Below are 17,042 nucleotides of genomic sequence, written 5' to 3' on the forward strand. Positions count from 1 at the left end.
AAAAAACGGGGCCTGGGGCCCCGTTTTTCATGTGGTGGGCCGGATCAGTGCTTGCCCAGTTGCAGGGTATAGCCACCGGCTCCGCCGCCCAGCCGTTGCAGCAGCGGCGCAAACAGTGCTTCCTGCCCCGGTGCAGGGGTGAAGCGCAGCTGGCCTTGTACTGGCCCGTGTGCCGGCAGTACGCCGTTGCCGTCTATCTGCAGGGTGCCCTGCAGCGGCAGGATTTGCCACGCGATATCGCCGCCGTTGCGCGTGCTCTGCAGCCGGTAGCTGCCGAACGGATTGGCCTGCGGCGTGACGGCGGAGTGTGCGTCGCTCAGTGTGGCGGCCACGCCGTCCCACTCGGTCTGGCTCAGCTTGCGTGCCTGCACGGCCAGATTGCCGCCGATCTGCAGCGAGCCGAGCTGCGGATCACCCGCCAGCAACGGTGCCAATGGCAGCACGGCGTCGATTTCCTCTGCACGCCAGCCGCCCACGCCGACGCTCAGCCGCGCATGCCCCAGCTTTTGCTCGTGTTGCGCCGATACCTGCCAGGCCAGCCTGCCCTTGAGCAGCGCCGCCGGCTGCCAATTCCAGCGCAGGCCGGACAGCAGCAGTTGCCCGCGTGCGCCAAGCTGGGCGGCCTGGCCATGCCAGAGCGAACCGCTGACTTCGCCCAGTTGCCACGGCTGCGGCAACTGGCCGGCAAACAGACCCACCGGCAGGCGGATCAGCATGAACAGCAACAGGCTGGCGACACCCAGCCACAACAAACGCCTGGACTTCATCACCGCCCCACCGTCATCGAAAGTTGCAATTGCCCGGCATTGCCGGAGAGGTGGCTTTCTTCCAAGTGCAGCCCTGCACCGCGTTCCAGCGCGGCAATCAGTTTCAATGCCTTGTCGGTGTCGAGCTGGCCGGCCTGCAGCTTGATCCGCTCCTGCGGCAGAACCTGCAAGTCGGCCTTGATGCCGTAGCGGTCCAGCTGGGCCTGCACCGTAGTACGCAGGTCGCCGTCATTGCCGCCGGTGGCCGGCTGGCCCTTGAGGGCGGTGATGCCTTGCTGCAATTCGATCAGGCTTTGCTGCAGCCGTGGCAATTGTTGTTGCTGGCTGGCCTGCGCCTTGCTCAGCGGTTGCCACAGCCCGGCATAGAGGACGAACAACGCCACGACCACGCCACACAGGGTCAGCATGCGTTGTTCGCGCTCGTTGCGCGCCTGCCAGTAGGCCAGCACGGTTTGCTTGAGTTGTTTCATCGGGCTTTCTCGCTCAGGGTCAGCACCGGCTTGCCGCTTTTGGTGTCCAGCACGGCCTTGAAGCCGGCTGCGTTCAGCTTGCCTACAGCGGCCTGGGCATCGCCGTTGCCGAGGGTGAGCTTGAGCTCATTGTTGTTCCACGACAGTTCGGTGAACTGCACGCCGGCATCCAGCGTGGTTTCCAGCCGTTGCAGCCAGTCGCTCAGGCGTTGGCCCTGGCTGCCGTTCTGGCTGATGCCGGCAGCGCGCAGCTTGCTGGCAATCTGCAGGGTTGGATCGACAATCGGTTCGCCGGGGAAGGCAGCGGCATAGCTCTGGCGGATTTCACGCTGCAGGTTGGTGACGGCGTTGCGGCCTTGCCACCACTGGGCAAGGGCCACCAGATAGGTTGCGCCGGCCAGCAGTGCCAACAGCAGCAGCGGACGGCGTAGCAGGCGCCAGTCCACACTGCGGGCCGGATTGCGCGGACGGATATCGCCATGCAGCAGCGCGATGGGGTTGCTGCCATTGCTGGTCAGTGCAGTTTGCCAGTCTGTTTGCGCCGGCTCGGTGTCGCCGCCAGCACAGGCACGCGCAATGGCCGCATCGTCAAACCAGGCCGATTCACCAGCCGCATTGCGCAGCACGCCGCCGTGCGGCAGCGCCAGCCACACGGCCTCGTCGCCAGCGGGCAGGTAATCGGTCAGTGCATGTGCGGCAAAAACGGGGCGTTGTGCATCGGCAAAACGGCCCAGCCAGCCAGCCAGCCAGGCTTTGTCGCAGGCGTGCAGGCGGGTTAGCCCGTCCTTGTCCTGGCGATGGCTCAGGTGCAGCGTGTCTGCCTTGCCCAGCGTGCGGTCTTCCAGGGTCTGGCGCAACAGGGGCAAGAGCTTGTGTGCAGGCTGACGCGGCAGCTTCAGCGCGTGGGTGTTCAGCTGTGGTGGTGCCAGCAGCAGGGTCAGCCGCTCGCTGGCGGGCAGGCCGGCAAGGGGTGTGTGACCGCTCTGGCGGCTATCCGGGTTGAACCAGTGCAGCGCTGCAGCTGGGTCTGACGATTCAGGCAGCAGGACAAACAGGCGCGCGTGGCTGGAAGGGGGCAGGGGAGAGGTCATTCCGTCGCAATCAGTAAGCGGGCAGGCATTATCGAGCGGAAGTATGACACAGCGTACAGCTCCGTCGGCAAGCCAGCCGCGCCCCAGACAGCAAAAACCCCGGCACGCAGGCCGGGGTTCTGGTGGATGGCGCGGTGATTACTTCAATGTTTGCAGATACTTGTCTGCATCCAGCGCGGCCTGGCAGCCCGAGGCGGCCGAAGTAACGGCCTGGCGGTAGATATGATCCTGCACGTCGCCGGCGGCAAACACGCCCGGAATGCTGGTGCCGGTGGCACCGCCATCACGGCCGCCCTTGGTGATCAGGTAGCCGGTGCTGTCCATTTCCAGCTGACCCTTGAACAGGTCGGTGTTCGGCTTGTGGCCGATGGCGATGAATACGCCGGTCAGTGCCAGTTCGCGCGTGCTGCCGTCTTCGGTCGACTTCAGGCGGATGCCGGTGGCGCCGCTGTTGTCGCCCAGCACTTCGTCCAGCGTGCTGTTCAGTGCCAGCGTGATCTTGCCGGCTTCGACGGCTTCTTTCAGGTGGTCAACCAGGATGGCTTCAGCGCGGAAGGTATCGCGGCGGTGCACCAGGGTCACGTGGCTGGCAATATTGGACAGATACAGTGCTTCTTCCACGGCGGTGTTGCCGCCGCCGATCACGGCAACCTGCTGGCCGCGATAGAAGAAACCGTCGCAGGTGGCGCAGGCAGATACGCCACGGCCGGCAAAGGCTTCTTCCGACGGCAGGCCCAGATACTGTGCCGATGCGCCGGTCGCAATGATCAGCGCATCGCAGGTGTATTCGCCCGAATCGCCGATCAGCTTCTTCGGGTTGCTGCGCAGGTCAACGGTATGGATGTGGTCGAAGATCATTTCGGTGCCGAAGCGCTCTGCATGCTTCTGGAAGCGGGCCATCAGCTCCGGACCTTGCACGCCGTCGGCATCGGCCGGCCAGTTGTCCACGTCGGTGGTCGTCATCAGCTGGCCGCCCTGCGCCAGGCCGGTCACCAGCGTGGGCTTGAGGTTGGCACGGGCCGCGTAAACGGCGGCGGTATAACCGGCAGGGCCGGAGCCGAGGATCAACAGACGGGAGTGTTTGGTAGCCATGATCGAAGTCCTGAATGGGGTGGTTGGCGTCATTTTTGGCATAGTTTAAAACGTCGCTGGCGGGGCCACTAATCGATTTTTGCTATGGGTTCGATTGTGACGGTCACCGAGCGTGTCTTGCCCTGCTCAATCAGGATTTTGTGCCGATATGGACGATTTCAACCGGCATGCGCAGGCAGGACAGCCTGACGCCAGCGGCCTCGATATCGGCCAGCAGCATGGTGACCACTTCTTCACGTGCGGCAATGTCGACCACCACGGCCTGATCGCTGCCAAGGTCGGTGGTATGGGTTTGCGGGTTGCCCAGATGGGCGAAGCCGGCCAGGGCGGGCAGGGCGCTGGCTGCGCTGGCGCTGTGGCGCCGGGCCAGTTGCAGCAACCATTCGTACAGCAGCAGGCTGCCGTGCCGCTCGGTGCGGCGCAGGTAAAAGCGCAGTAGCTGGTGATGCATGGCCGGGCCTCGTCATGTGGGAGCGCGGACAGGGGGCGTGCCGCGATCTTGTCCTCAGCGTAGCCGGTTTCCCGCTGTTTGCTGACAAGATGCTGTTCGCTGCGAGCCGGGCGGTTTGCCGTTGCGCGCGGCCATGCGGTAGTCTGGATGGTGAGCCCCGCTTACTGCCACCATGCTGCCGCTGCCCGCCTATTCCCGTACCTTGCTGCAATCCATCGCCGACCTGCGCCGGCCGGCGGTGCGTCGCGTGTTGTTCAAGCAAATCTATTTCACCGGGGTGGAAGCCCTGCTGCTGATCGTGCTGATCGGCTTTTCGCTCGGCGGCATCGTGGTCAGCCAGTTGCATGATCAGTATGGCCAGAGCCGCGAAGCCTCGTTGCGCCTGCTGGCCGATATCAGCTTTGGCGAGCTGGCACCGCTGTTTGCAGCCTTGCTGCTGGTGGCGCGTTCGTCGTCCGCGGTGGCCAGCGAGCTGGCGGCCATGAAGGCGCATGGCGAGCTCGATAGCCTGGTCGAAATGGGTATCCCGCTGTCGTCCTATCTGGTGGTGCCGCGCTTGCTGGGCATGACCATCTCGTCTGCCGCGCTGGCGCTGTATCTGTCGCTGTCCATCATGCTGGGCGGGGCTCTGCTGTCGTCCGGCTGGGACGTGGGCTACCAGGTATTCCAGCTGGATCGTTTTCTGCGCCCGGGCATGATTTTGCTCAGCGTGGGCAAGGCAGCGCTGTTCGGTTTCATGGCGGCAGCGGTGGCTTGCCGCATGGGGCTGGTGGCGCGGCCGTATGTCACCGAGATTCCCAAGGCATCGTCGCGCGCGGTCATGCGTGGCATGTTGGCCGTGTTCGTGACTGATTTCCTGTGTGTGCTGGCCTCATGAGCGCGCCACAGACGCAGGAACTGGATGATCTGATTGCCCGGCTGGCGCAGTGCCGCTTTGGTGAAAGCCATGCCCTGGTTTGCGATGATGCGCTGGCTGCCGCATTGCTGGCCGCCCTGCATGTGCAGCAGCCAGGGCAGGCGGTGGTGCTGGATTTCCGCACCAGTCTGCTGAGCAATTTGCGGGTGTGGGAAAACCTCATCCTGCCTGCCTGGTATCACGGCCACGCCGAGCTGCAGGTGCTGGAGCAGCGGGTGCTGGCCGCGTTGCGCCCGTTCAAGCTGGATGATGAAGGCATAGCGGCATTGCTGGATGGCCTGCCGGCTGCGCTGAGTGCCACCCGCAAGCAGGAGTTGGTGCTGTTGCGCACGCTGGTGCTGGCACCACGCTATGTGCTGGTCGAGCCGGCCTGGCTGCGCCGGGTGCGGCAAACGCCGTTGGGCGCCGAATTGTGGCAGGCTATCGAGGCGACCAGCGTTGTACTGCAGTTGGGCGAAGGGGCTGCGCCGGATTTGCCGGTCATCGGCGGCAAGCGGCCTGAACAGGGGCAGGAATGAAGTATTTGAAGGATAGTGATCCGCGTTTTCGCATGCTGGGCTGGCGGGCCGGCAGCTTTGCGCTGCTCGCGCTCGGGCTGATGCTGGCACTGGTGGTGGCGCTGGGCTTGCGGCAGGGTTATTTCGTGCAGAAGACGCGCCTCAACTTCGTGGCGGAGAACGGTGCGGGCCTGCTGCCCGGCATGCAAGTGCGTTTGTCCGGCTTCAAGATCGGCGTGGTCGATACCGTGGCGCTGGGCGAGAGCGCTAAGGTGGACGTCGAGCTGCTGGTGGAAACCCGCTACATGAAATGGGTGAAGGCCGATTCGCAGGCCATCCTGCAGCAGGACGGCTTTCTGGGGGATCATTTCATCGAGATCGTCGGTGGCTCGCCCAAGCTGCCGCCGGCGCAGGATGGCGCCAAGCTCAATTTCGCACCCGCGCTGGGTCTGGCCGACATCGCGCTTGATTTGCGCCAGCGCATCATTCCCATCATTGATTCGACGCAAACCACGCTGGAATACATCAACGACCCCAAGGGCGATGTGCGGCAGATGCTGGGTAATCTGAAGGAGCTGTCGGCCGAGGTGCGCCAGACGCGCGCCGCCGTCGATGCCTTGCTGGCCAAGGCCGACCGTGTGGCCGACAAGCAAGTGCCGGCCACGCTGGAGGCCGCACAGCGCACGCTGGAGCGCGCAGACCGCACCCTTGCAGACGTGCAAGGCCGTCTGCCCGGCGTGTTCGACCAGCTGGACCGCACCATGGGTCACGCCGCCCAGGCGGCCAGCGAGGCCGCTGCCGTGATGGGCGCCACGCGACATATCGTCGACGAGGCCGCGCCGCGCGTGCCCGGCATCTTGCGCAATGGTGACGCCACCTTGCGTACCACGCGCGAACTGCTCGACGGCGCCTCGCAAAGCTGGCCGCTGAAAAACTGGATGCAGCCCCCCGCTGCATCTGCACCCATGCCCGATAGCCGCCAATAAGCGGCCATCGCACGCTGCAAAGGAGCGTCATGTTCAAGTGTCTGTACATGCTTTTGCCTGCCACGCTGCTGCTGGCCGCCTGTGGTGGCGCGCCGCTTGCGCCCAAGCCGGCGCGGCTGCAGGCCGCCGAGGCCGCCGTGCTGGCGGCCAACCGGGCCACCCAGTCCGGCGCGGATGCCGATGCCAGCCACTATTGGCGCGAGGCATGGCAGGCTTATGCCAGCATTGATGACTGGGGCGGGCAGGGCGAGGCACGGCTGGGTCTTGCCAACAGCCTGGTGCGGCAAGGCGAGCGCGACGAGGCGGTGCGCATCCTGGCCAGCATGCGCGGCAACGAGCTGTTCTCTGCCGATCTACGGGCGCGGGCCACCTACCAGCAGGCGTTGCTGCAGCTTGCCACGCCGGATCTGGCCAAGGCTAGCCTGGCGCAGGCACGCGCGCTGTGCGGTGCGGCCTGCGGCTGGGTGGCGCGGCTGGACAACCTGCAGGCCCGGCTGGCGGTGCAGGGCGGTGACTACGCCGGTGCCGGCGCATTGCTGACCAGGGTGCTGGCGGCGCCCGGCCTGCCGGGGGGCGAGCGTGCGCATGCCTTGCGGCTGATGGCCGAGGTCGCCTTGCACGACGGAGCGCTGGCCGACGCCCGGCAGCGCATTGATGCTGCCATCGTGCTGGACCGGCAGCTGGCCGAGCCGGCCTATCTGGTTGATGACTACGTGTTCCTGCGCCGCTATGCGGCCGCGGCCGGTGACGAGGTGCTGCGTACCGAGGCGGGGCAGCGCCTGCAATCGCTCTGCGCCGTGTTCAGCTCGGCGGCTTGTTCCGGTAATTGAATCGTGACTTGAGTGCAGGGGCGATCTTCCGCTATAATCTTGCGTCCTTTGTCTGGATGGTCCAGCAAAGGCAATCTTCCCGGTTCGCCCCTTAAGGGTGCCCTGCATGTGCAGGGTGTCGCGCGGATCGGTAGGCCATAACCCTTATTGGAGTTTTAGCAATGTCTGTCAGCATGCGTGAAATGCTCGAAGCTGGTTGCCACTTTGGTCACCAAACCCGTTACTGGCACCCGAAGATGGGTCAATACATCTTTGGTGCGCGCAACAAGATTCACATCATCAACCTCGAAAAGACCCTGCCGCTGTTTGAAGAAGCACTGAAGTTCGTGCGTCGCCTGTCGGCCAACAAGGGCACCGTTCTGTTCGTGGGCACCAAGCGTCAAGCACGCGAGATCGTGGCTGAAGAAGCGCAACGCGCTGGCTCGCCGTTCGTCGATCACCGCTGGCTGGGTGGCATGCTGACCAACTTCAAGACGGTCAAGCAATCGATCAAGCGTCTGGAAGAAATCCAGGCTGTGCTGTCTGACGAAAACAGCGGCTACGGCAAGAAAGAACTGCTGGACATGCAGCGCGAAGTTGAAAAGCTCGAGCGCTCGCTGGGCGGCATCAAGGATATGAAGGGTCTGCCGGACGCGATCTTCGTGATCGACACCGGTTACCAGCACGGCACCATCGTCGAAGCCAAGAAGCTGGGTATCCCGGTCATCGGCGTTGTTGATACCAACAACGACCCGCAAGGCATCGATTACATCATCCCGGGTAACGACGACTCGTCCCGCGCGATCCGCCTGTACGCTCGCGGCGTCGCAGATGCAGTGCTGGAAGGCCGTAACCAGGCCGTGCAGGAAATCGTTGCTGCTGCTGAAAGCACAGAAGCGTAATCCGCAAGCATTAGCATCCAGCGAAAAAGGGGCAGAACAGCCCCTTTTTCGTAACTGACATATTTGAATCGAATTCAGGAGACTGACATGGCTGAAATTACCGCAAAGATGGTTGCCGAGCTGCGCGAAGCAACCGGCTTGGGCATGATGGAGTGCAAGAAGGCACTGGTTGAGACCGAAGGCGATGTGAAGAAAGCTGAAGAGCTGCTGCGCATCAAGTCGGGCAACAAGGCCTCCAAGATGGCCGGCCGTACTGCTGCCGAAGGCGTGGTTGTTTCGTTCATCTCCGACGACAAGAAGACTGGCGCCATCATCGAAGTCAACTGTGAAACCGACTTCGTGGGCAAGGATGAAAACTTCGCTGCCTTCGCGCGTGCTGCCGCCAAGGCTGTCGTGGTTGCCAACCCGGCCGACATCGATGCACTGGCTGCTGCCGTGACCGATTCCGGCGAAACCGTGGAAGACCTGCGCAAGGCCATCATCGCCAAGCTGGGCGAGAACATGACCCTGCGTCGCTTCCAGCGCTACGAAACTGCCGGCCAACTGGCGGCCTACCTGCACGGCGCCAAGATCGGCGTGCTGGTTGACTACACCGGTGGCGACGAACAACTGGGCAAGGATCTGGCCATGCATATCGCTGCGGCCAAGCCGAAGGCGCTGGATGCATCGGGCGTTGACGCCGAGCTGATCGAAACCGAGCGCCGCGTTGCTGTCGAGCGTGCCAAGGAAGCCGGCAAGCCGGAAGCCATGCTGGAAAAGATCGCCGAAGGCACCGTGCAGAAGTTCCTGAAGGAAGTGACCCTGCTGAACCAGCCGTTCGTCAAGGACGACAAGGTCACCATCGAACAACTGGTGAAGGGCCAATCGGCCAGCGTGAACCGTTTCGCCATGTTCGTGGTTGGCGAAGGCATCGAGAAGAAGGTTGTCGATTACGCTGCTGAAGTTGCTGCTGCAGCCCAGCTGTAATCGTCTATTCTGCAGGTGCGGTTGGCCTGCACGCAGTACCCGGAACGCCGCGCGGAGACGCGCGGCGTTTCTGCGCCCGGCCCCGCGCCGGCTTGTCTGATTGTGCAATCGTTTGCTCGCGCGAACCATTGCACAATCGGATAATCCAAACGTCTCTCCACAAAGGAAGCCCTCATGAGCCAAGCACCCAAGTACAAACGAATTTTGCTGAAACTCTCTGGTGAAGCCTTGATGGGGGACGACAGCTACGGCATCAACCGTGCCACCATCGGCCGCATTGTCGACGAAGTGAAGGGGGTGGTTGATCTGGGCGTGCAGGTGGCCATCGTCATCGGCGGCGGCAACATCTTCCGCGGTGTGGCCCCGGCTGCCGCCGGCATGGATCGCGCTACGGCCGACTACATGGGCATGCTGGCCACGGTGATGAACGCGCTGGCGCTGCAGGATGCCATGCGCCACGCCGGCATCGTCAGCCGCGTGCAGTCGGCGCTGACCATTCAGCAAGTGGCCGAGCCCTATGTGCGCGGCAAGGCCATCCGCTACCTGGAAGAAAACAAGGTGGTGATCTTCGGCGCCGGCACCGGCAACCCGTTCTTCACCACCGATACCGCTGCGGCGCTGCGCGGCATGGAAATGAGTGCGGACATCGTGCTCAAGGCCACCAAGGTGGATGGTGTCTATACCGACGACCCGAAGAAGAACCCGGACGCCGTGCGCTACCAGACCGTTACCTTCGACGAGGCCATCGGCCGCAATCTGAAAGTGATGGATGCCACAGCATTTGCCCTCTGTCGTGACCAGAAGATGAATATCGCCGTGTTCAGCATCTTCAAGGCCGGCGCGCTCAAGCGCGTGGTGCTTGGGGAAGACGAAGGCACGCTGGTACACTGCTAAGATTTTCGTGGCGGTACGCCGTGTGGCGTGCCGGTAAACAGGCGGAATATCCGCCTGTTTTGTTTTGCCGAAAGGAGTCAAGAATGACCGCTGAAATCAAGAAAAATGCTGAAACCAAGATGCAGAAAAGCATCGAGGCACTGAAGAACAGTCTGACCAAGATTCGTACCGGTCGCGCCCATACCGGCCTGCTCGACCACGTGATGGTCGATTACTACGGTAATCCGACGCCGATCAACCAGGTGGCCAACGTCACGCTGCTGGATGCGCGCACCATCGGTGTGCAGGCTTGGGAAAAGCCCATGGTGGCCAAAGTTGAAAAGGCGATCCGCGATTCTGATCTGGGCCTGAACCCGGCTTCGATGGGTGACGTGATCCGCGTGCCGATGCCGATGCTGACCGAGGAGCGCCGCAAGGAGCTGACCAAGGTGGTGCGTGGCGAAGCGGAAGATGCACGCGTGGCCGTGCGCAACGTGCGCCGTGATGCCAACGAACAGCTGAAGAAGCAGCTTAAAGACAAGGAAATCTCCGAGGACGACGAGCGCCGTGGCCAGGACGAAATCCAGAAACTGACTGACAAATACGTGGTCGAAATCGACAAGATTTACGCCGAGAAAGAAAAAGAACTGATGACGGTCTAAATCCGTCCGCGTCTGAATTACGTCGAGTCGTTCATGTTCAAGAGTTCCACCGAAGCCGTACCCGAGCAGCTCAATGCCGTGCCGCGGCACATTGCCGTCATCATGGATGGCAATGGCCGCTGGGCCAAGCAACGCTTCATGCCGCGCATTTTCGGTCACAAGCGCGGCGTCGATGCGCTGCGCGAGACCATCAAGGCCTGCGATGCGATGGGCGTCGAATTCTTGACCGTGTTCGCCTTCAGTAGTGAAAACTGGCGGCGCCCGGTCGACGAAGTGTCTTTCCTGATGGGCTTGTTCCTGCGGGTGCTGGAATCCGAAATCGAGCGCATGCACGCCAACCAGATCCGCTTGCGCATCGTTGGCAACCGCGAACGCTTCACGCCCGATCTGCTGGCGCTGATCGAGCAGGCCGAGGCCAGTACGGCCGGCAATACCGGCCTGACACTCAGCGTGGCAGTGGATTATGGCGGCCGCTGGGACGTGATCCAGGCAACGCAAGCTATGCTGGCCGAGCGGCCAGAGCTGGCTGCCGGCTTTGACGAGGGCGATCTCGCCCCTTATCTGGCCATGAACTATGCGCCGGAGCCGGATCTGTTCATCCGCACCGGTGGCGAGCAGCGCATCAGCAACTTCCTGCTGTGGCAGCTGGCGTATACCGAGTTGTATTTCACCGATATGCTGTGGCCGGATTTTGGCCGTGCGGCGCTGGAAGAGGCCGTGGCCTGGTTTGGCGGGCGTGAACGGCGCTTTGGCCGAATCAGCGAGCAGGTCAATCCGGCCAGCTGACATGCTCAAGACCCGTATCATTACCGCTTCGCTGCTGGTGCCCCTCATCCTTGCCGGCCTGTTTGTCTTTCCGCCGGCTGGCTGGCTGGCGCTGGTGACCTTGATCGTATCGCTGGGTGCGTGGGAGTGGACGCGGCTTGCTGCCCTGTCCGCGCCCATGCGCTGGATTTACCCGCTGGTGACCGCGCCACTGTTCGTGCTGCTGGTCTATGTGTTGCCTATCACCAGCCTGTTTGGCCTGATGCTGGGGGGCAGTCTGTTCTGGCTGTTGCTGGCGCCGCTGTGGTTGCGTGCGCGCTGGTCGCTGGCCAAGGCCGGGCCGACCTCGGTATTGCTGGGCTGGGCACTGTTGATGCCGGCTGGTCTTGCCATGTGGCTGCTGCACAATGACGTGCGCGGTGGCTGGGTGTTGCTGAGCGTGCTGGCGATTGCCTGGATTGCCGACACGGCGGCTTATTTCAGCGGCAAGGCGTTTGGCCGCCACAAGCTGGCGCCGGCCATCAGCCCCGGCAAGAGCTGGGAAGGCGCGGCGGGTGGCATGCTGGCGGTGCTGGTCTATGTGGCCGTGCTGCCCAAATCCCTGTTCCCGCAGGCGGCAAACTTGCCCCTGTGGGGTTGGCTGTTGCTGGCTGCCGTGCTGACCGCGGTCAGCATCGTTGGCGACCTGCTCGAATCGCTGTTCAAGCGTCAGGCCGGCATCAAGGACAGCAGCAATCTGCTGCCCGGCCACGGCGGCGTGCTTGATCGCGTCGATAGCCAGCTGGCCATCCTGCCGGTCGCCACGGCCTGCTATCTCTATCCCCTATTGTTTGCCGTCCCGGTATAAGCACCGCAACGGGCAGGCGCGAGGCTGGTCATGACCCCTGTGCATCATACCCTCACCATCCTGGGTGCCACCGGCAGTATCGGCGTCAGCACGCTGGATGTCGTGGCACGTTATCCCGAGCGCTTCAGCGTATACGCGCTGACCGGCGCTAGCCAGATCGACAAGCTGTTCCAGCAGGCGCTGCAATTCAAACCGCGTTACGCGGTGGTGCTGGATGAGGCGGCCGCCGAGCAATTGCGCGCGCGTTTGCGCGCAGCAGGCAGCGAGACCGAGGTGCTGTGTGGTGCCGATGCGTTGATCCGGGTTTCGGTCGCGCTTGAAGTCACGGCCGTCATGGCGGCCATCGTCGGCGCCGCCGGCATGCCGCCCACGCTGGCGGCCGCCAAGGCCGGCAAGCGGGTGCTGCTGGCCAATAAGGAAACTCTGGTGCTGGCCGGCCAGCTGTTCATGGACGCGGTGAGTGTCAGCGGTGCCGAGCTGCTGCCGATCGACAGCGAGCACAATGCCATTTTCCAGGTGCTGCCACGTGCGCACCGCGAGCACCCCTATGCGCAGACGCTGCGCGACGTGGGGGTGAAGCGCATCCTGCTCACCGCATCCGGCGGCCCGTTCCGCACCCGCTCCTTTGATACCTTTGCCGCCATCACACCGGTCGAGGCGGTCAAGCACCCCAAGTGGTCGATGGGGCGCAAGATTTCGGTCGATTCGGCCAGCCTGATGAACAAGGGGCTGGAGGTGATCGAGGCGCGCTGGCTGTTCAATGCGCAACTTGATGAAATCGCCGTGGTCGTACACCCGCAAAGCATCGTGCATTCCATGGTCGAGTACGCTGATGGTTCGGTCTTGGCGCAGCTGGGCGAGCCCGACATGCGCACGCCGATTGCCTATGGGCTGGCCTACCCGGAGCGCGTTGACGCTGGCGTGAAGCAGCTGGACCTGTTTGCTGCCGGCCGGCTTGATTTCGAGGCGCCGGACTACCAGCGTTTTCCCTGTCTGCGGCTGGCGTTCGATGCCTTGCGCGCGGGCGGGGCTGCCCCCGCCATCCTGAATGCAGCCAATGAGGTTGCGGTGGCGGCGTTTCTGGATGAAAAACTCTCGTTTGTCGGCATTCCCGCGTTGATCGAGCAGGTACTGAATGACTGCGCCGGCGCTTGTCGTGCCGACACGCTGCAAGACCTGTTGCACGCCGATACCCAGGCCCGCGAAAGCGCCTTGCGCCGCTTGGGCTAACCCTGTGCCGGAGGCATAGCCATGCACAATCTGACCACCTTGCTCGCTTTTGTCGTCACGCTGGGCATCCTCGTGAGTATTCACGAATACGGCCACTACTGGGTAGCAAGGCGCTGTGGCATCAAGGTGCTGGTGTTCTCGATCGGTTTCGGCAAGCCGCTGCTGAAATGGCAGCGTGGCGACACGCAATGGCAGCTGGCAGCGATTCCGCTCGGTGGCTACGTGAAGATGCTGGACGAGCGCGAGGCGCCGGTGCCGGCCGGCGAGCGCCAGTTGGCCTTCAATACCCAGCATCCGCTCAAGAAAATGGCCGTGGTGCTGGCCGGGCCGTTGGCCAATCTGCTGCTGGCGCTGGTGTTGCTGATCGGTATCAATGTATATGGTTTTGACACGATAAAGCCGGTGGTCGGTCAGGTTGCTGCTGGTTCGCTGGCGGCAGAGAGCGGCTTGCGCGTTGGTGACGAGGTGGTGCAGGTCGGCGGTCGCCGTATCGATACCTGGGATGGTTTTTTCCTGCAGATGCTCAAGCAGGCTTATTCCGAGTCAACCCCGCTGACCGTGCGCCGACCGGGGCAAGGTGAAATCACGCTGGATTTGCCTCTGGCCCGCTTGCCGGCCAGGCCGCTCAGTCCGGCACTGATGCGGGTGATCGGCGTGGCGCCGGCACCGACAGAAACGCGCTTGACCAAGGTGGAAGAGGGTAGCCCGGCGGCCAAGGCTGGCTTGCGGGCCGATGATCTGTTGCTGCGCGTGAATGGTGAGGATGCCAGCGATGGATCGGCGCTGGTGCGGCTTGCGGCGCGTGGCGATGGTCAGCCGTTGCAAATTACCGTGCGCCGTGGTGCCCAACAATTCACCTTGCCGGTGACGCCGGTGATGATGGATAAGGAAGGGCAGCGCGCACCGCGAATCGGTGTGGCGTTGTCGACCGGCATCGATGATGCGCGTTTGCGTGCATTGCGCATTCAACAACGCTATGGCTGGCTGGAGGCGCCCTATGTCGCCACCTTGCAGCTCTGGGATGAGGCCAGGATCACACTATCGGTGTTTGGCCACATGTTGATTGGCCGCGAATCGGTAAAACAGGTGAGTGGACCATTGACCATTGCCCAGGTGGCAGGTGAAAGCGCGGAAATGGGTTTCCAGCCGTTTATTCAGTTTTTGGTGGTGATCAGCCTGAGCCTGGGCATCATGAACCTGCTGCCCGTGCCGGTGCTGGATGGCGGGCATTTGATGTATCATACCGCCGAACTCCTGACCGGCAGACCAGTGTCGGCCACGGTGGAGGCGATCGGTCAACGCATTGGCCTGGTATTCCTGCTGGCGCTGATGTCGCTGGCATTGTTCAACGATTTCCATCGATTCCTATTCGGGTGATCGCCCTGCGATCAGCCTTCGAACCGAGACAATGACACTCAAACCGCTCTCCTTGCTGCTTGCCGCAGCGCTTGGCACCGTCAGCCTGCAGGCTCTTGCAATCGATCCGTTCAAGGTTCGCGATATCCGTGTTGAAGGCCTGCAGCGTACCGACGTTGGTACCGTCTTCAACTACCTCCCGGTGAAGGTCGGCGATACCTTCGACGACAACAAGGCCAGCGAAGCCATCAAGGCGCTGTTTGCCACCGGCTTCTTCAATGACGTGCGCGTCGAGGCCGAAGGCGATCTGCTCATCGTGACGGTGGAAGAGCGCCCGACGATTGCCCAGATCAATATCGGCGGCTCCAAACTGCTGGAAAAAGACCAGATCAAGAACGCGCTCAAGCTGCAGAATTTTGCCGAGGGCCGCATCTTTGATCAGTCCACGCTTGATACGGCGGTGCAAGAGCTCAAGCAGGAATACTATTCGCGCGGTCGCTATTCGGTGATCATCAATACCACCGTGACCAAGCTGGATCGCAATCGCGTCGGCGTCGAATTCAGTATCTCCGACGGCGCAATTGCCAAGATTCAGCAGATCAACATTGTTGGCAACAAGGTGTTTTCGGAAAGCGATCTGGCTGACGAGTTCAGCTTGAGCACGGGCGGCTGGCTCACCTGGTATACCCGCAGTGATCAATATTCCAAGCCCAAGCTCTCGGCCGATCTGGAAAAGCTGCGCTCTTACTATCTGGATCGCGGTTATATCGAATTCAATATCGACTCCACCCAGGTTGCGCTCTCCGAGAATCGTGAGGATATCTACCTTACGATCAACGTGAGTGAGGGCGAGCAGTACAAGATCGGCGAAGTGAAAATCGTCGGTGATACTGTGGTGTCGCACGAAGAGCTTGCCAAGCTCATCACCGTTTCGCGTGGTGAAGTCTTTTCGCGTGAAAAACTGAACAAATCGTCTGCGGCCCTGATCGACAAGATGGCCGACGCTGGCTATGCCTTCGCCAACGTCAATGCAGTACCGGATCTGAACAAAGACACGCATACTGCCAACTTCACCTTCTACGTCGATCCGGGTCGCAAGATCTACGTACGTCGCATCAATATCTCCGGTAACAACCGTACGCGTGATGAAGTCATCCGCCGCGAGCTGCGCCAGGTTGAGTCGGCGCAGTATGATGGCGCCAAGGTCAAGCGCTCCAAGGAGCGTCTGCAGCAGCTTGACTACTTTGATGAAGTGACGATCGACACTCCCATCGTTCCTGAAGCCACCGACCAGGTGGATATGAACGTACGCGTGACCGAAAAGAAGACTGGCTCGTTCAACGTGGGCGTGGGTTATGGGCAGTCCGAAGGCATTGTGTTCATCATGTCGCTGTCACAGAACAACTTCCTGGGTAGCGGCAAGCAATTTACCTCCGAGGTGAATACCAGCCAGGCCAGCAAGACGGTCTCGTTCTCGCTGCTTGAACCTTATTTCACGCCCGATGGCGTATCGCTGGGCTACAGCGCATTCTTGCGCACCGTTGATTCCAACGAAACCAATACCGGTAACTACTCTACAACTGGTTGGGGCATGGGCCTGCAATCGGGCGTTCCGATTTCGGAGACCAACCGTCTGAATTTTGCGGGTAACTACGAAAACCTGAAAATCAAGACCAATACCAGTTCGCCGCAGCGTGTGATGGATTTCGTCAAACGTTATGGTGATTCCGTTCAGACCTACTCGGTGAGCGGTGCATTTGGTCGCGACTCGCGCAATAGCGCCACCTATCCGACTGATGGCATGCTGAGCCGCGTCAACCTTGAATTTGCCCTGCCCAACTCCACGGTGGATTATTACAAGCTGAGCGGGCAAAACCAGATTTTCTGGTCACCATTTAGCCCTTCATTGACGTTTGAGTGGAACGTGAATGCCGGTTATGGCAAGGGCTATGGCAACTCGACCTTCCCGTTCTACAAAAACTTCTACGTGGGCGGTGTGGACAGCTTGCGCGGTTATAACTATGGCACGGCAGGACCCAAGGACGAGAATGGTGATGGCACGGGTGGCAGCAGTTTTGTCACCAACAGCTTCGAAGTGTTTTTCCCTTTCCCTGGCCTCAAGGATGACAAATCTGCGCGTTTGAGCCTGTTTGTAGATAGTGGGGCCTCTTGGGGTGACGGGCAGAAGATGGGCGTGAGTGACATGCGTTACTCCGCTGGCGCGGCATTTACCTGGATTTCGCCAATTGGCCCGATCAAACTCAGCTATGCCAAGCCATTCAAGGCGCAGACAGGTGACAAGTTGCAGCCGGTGCAGTTCCAGTTGGGTCGGGTATTCTGATCCTGGTTAAGCGGTAGAGAT

At 61.8% G+C, this 17,042-nt stretch carries 18 protein-coding genes; 13 read left to right on the top strand and 5 right to left on the bottom strand.

Annotated elements, in window-relative coordinates; genetic code table 11:
* Positions 1-44 precede the first annotated feature (44 nt).
* The 5 genes from gspN to B9A19_RS09705 all read right to left on the bottom strand — a co-directional run bounded on the left by gspN (position 45) and on the right by B9A19_RS09705 (position 3,871).
* Positions 45-767, bottom strand: coding sequence for a type II secretion system protein N (gene gspN, locus B9A19_RS09685; RefSeq protein ID WP_084090597.1), 723 nt, complete (start codon positions 765-767; stop codon positions 45-47).
* Positions 767-1,237 carry a type II secretion system protein M gene (locus tag B9A19_RS09690; protein WP_084090598.1) on the bottom strand — a complete coding sequence of 157 codons (471 nt, stop codon included), beginning with the start codon at positions 1,235-1,237 and terminating at the stop codon, positions 767-769. Before B9A19_RS09690 ends, gspN begins: the two co-directional genes overlap by 1 nt.
* Complete coding sequence (gene gspL, locus B9A19_RS09695; protein WP_084090599.1) at positions 1,234-2,328, bottom strand: type II secretion system protein GspL; 1,095 nt, start codon at positions 2,326-2,328, stop codon at positions 1,234-1,236. Before gspL ends, B9A19_RS09690 begins: the two co-directional genes overlap by 4 nt.
* A gap of 138 nt (positions 2,329-2,466) precedes the next feature.
* Positions 2,467-3,420 (bottom strand): thioredoxin-disulfide reductase, encoded by a 954-nt coding sequence (gene trxB / locus B9A19_RS09700; protein ID WP_084090600.1) that lies wholly within the window; start codon positions 3,418-3,420, stop codon positions 2,467-2,469.
* Between the two features lie 130 nt (positions 3,421-3,550).
* On the bottom strand, positions 3,551-3,871 hold the full coding sequence (locus tag B9A19_RS09705; RefSeq protein WP_084090601.1) for a DUF190 domain-containing protein: 321 nt from the start codon (positions 3,869-3,871) through the stop codon (positions 3,551-3,553).
* A gap of 172 nt (positions 3,872-4,043) precedes the next feature.
* On the opposite strand from B9A19_RS09705, the gene B9A19_RS09710 reads away from it, so the two are divergent.
* From B9A19_RS09710 to bamA, 13 genes are all read left to right on the top strand, one after another.
* On the top strand, positions 4,044-4,748 hold the full coding sequence (locus tag B9A19_RS09710; protein WP_084090602.1) for an ABC transporter permease: 705 nt from the start codon (positions 4,044-4,046) through the stop codon (positions 4,746-4,748).
* On the top strand, positions 4,745-5,305 hold the full coding sequence (locus B9A19_RS09715; protein ID WP_084090603.1) for a hypothetical protein: 561 nt from the start codon (positions 4,745-4,747) through the stop codon (positions 5,303-5,305). Before B9A19_RS09710 ends, B9A19_RS09715 begins: the two co-directional genes overlap by 4 nt.
* Entirely contained in the window at positions 5,302-6,270 is a 969-nt protein-coding gene (locus tag B9A19_RS09720) for an MlaD family protein (protein ID WP_084090604.1), read from the top strand. Before B9A19_RS09715 ends, B9A19_RS09720 begins: the two co-directional genes overlap by 4 nt.
* Positions 6,271-6,299: 29 nt before the next feature.
* The gene (locus tag B9A19_RS09725; protein ID WP_084090605.1) at positions 6,300-7,100 is read left to right on the top strand and encodes a tetratricopeptide repeat protein; all 801 of its coding nucleotides are present in this window, start codon (positions 6,300-6,302) and stop codon (positions 7,098-7,100) included.
* Positions 7,101-7,261: 161 nt separating this feature from the next.
* Positions 7,262-7,981 (top strand): 30S ribosomal protein S2, encoded by a 720-nt coding sequence (gene rpsB / locus B9A19_RS09730; protein ID WP_084090606.1) that lies wholly within the window; start codon positions 7,262-7,264, stop codon positions 7,979-7,981.
* A gap of 87 nt (positions 7,982-8,068) precedes the next feature.
* The gene (gene tsf, locus B9A19_RS09735) at positions 8,069-8,947 is read left to right on the top strand and encodes a translation elongation factor Ts (protein WP_084090607.1); all 879 of its coding nucleotides are present in this window, start codon (positions 8,069-8,071) and stop codon (positions 8,945-8,947) included.
* Positions 8,948-9,121: 174 nt separating this feature from the next.
* The gene (gene pyrH / locus B9A19_RS09740; protein ID WP_084090608.1) at positions 9,122-9,841 is read left to right on the top strand and encodes a UMP kinase; all 720 of its coding nucleotides are present in this window, start codon (positions 9,122-9,124) and stop codon (positions 9,839-9,841) included.
* An 83-nt stretch (positions 9,842-9,924) separates the two neighbouring features.
* Positions 9,925-10,482 (top strand): ribosome recycling factor, encoded by a 558-nt coding sequence (frr, locus tag B9A19_RS09745; protein ID WP_084090609.1) that lies wholly within the window; start codon positions 9,925-9,927, stop codon positions 10,480-10,482.
* Positions 10,483-10,515: 33 nt separating this feature from the next.
* Positions 10,516-11,268: a polyprenyl diphosphate synthase gene (uppS, locus tag B9A19_RS09750; RefSeq protein ID WP_084090610.1), complete on the top strand. Its 753-nt coding sequence runs from the start codon at positions 10,516-10,518 to the stop codon at positions 11,266-11,268.
* Position 11,269: 1 nt separating this feature from the next.
* Positions 11,270-12,094, top strand: coding sequence for a phosphatidate cytidylyltransferase (locus B9A19_RS09755; RefSeq protein WP_084090611.1), 825 nt, complete (start codon positions 11,270-11,272; stop codon positions 12,092-12,094).
* 30 nt (positions 12,095-12,124) lie between these two features.
* Entirely contained in the window at positions 12,125-13,324 is a 1,200-nt protein-coding gene (ispC, locus tag B9A19_RS09760) for a 1-deoxy-D-xylulose-5-phosphate reductoisomerase (protein WP_084090612.1), read from the top strand.
* Between the two features lie 21 nt (positions 13,325-13,345).
* Positions 13,346-14,701, top strand: coding sequence for an RIP metalloprotease RseP (gene rseP / locus B9A19_RS09765; RefSeq protein WP_084090613.1), 1,356 nt, complete (start codon positions 13,346-13,348; stop codon positions 14,699-14,701).
* Between the two features lie 31 nt (positions 14,702-14,732).
* A complete protein-coding gene (gene bamA, locus B9A19_RS09770) occupies positions 14,733-17,021 on the top strand; it encodes an outer membrane protein assembly factor BamA (protein ID WP_084090614.1) in 2,289 nt (762 codons plus the stop codon).
* Positions 17,022-17,042: the final 21 nt, after the last annotated feature.

The sequence above is a fragment of the Andreprevotia lacus DSM 23236 genome (genome assembly GCF_900176275.1).
GTDB lineage: Bacteria > Pseudomonadota > Gammaproteobacteria > Burkholderiales > Chitinibacteraceae > Andreprevotia > Andreprevotia lacus.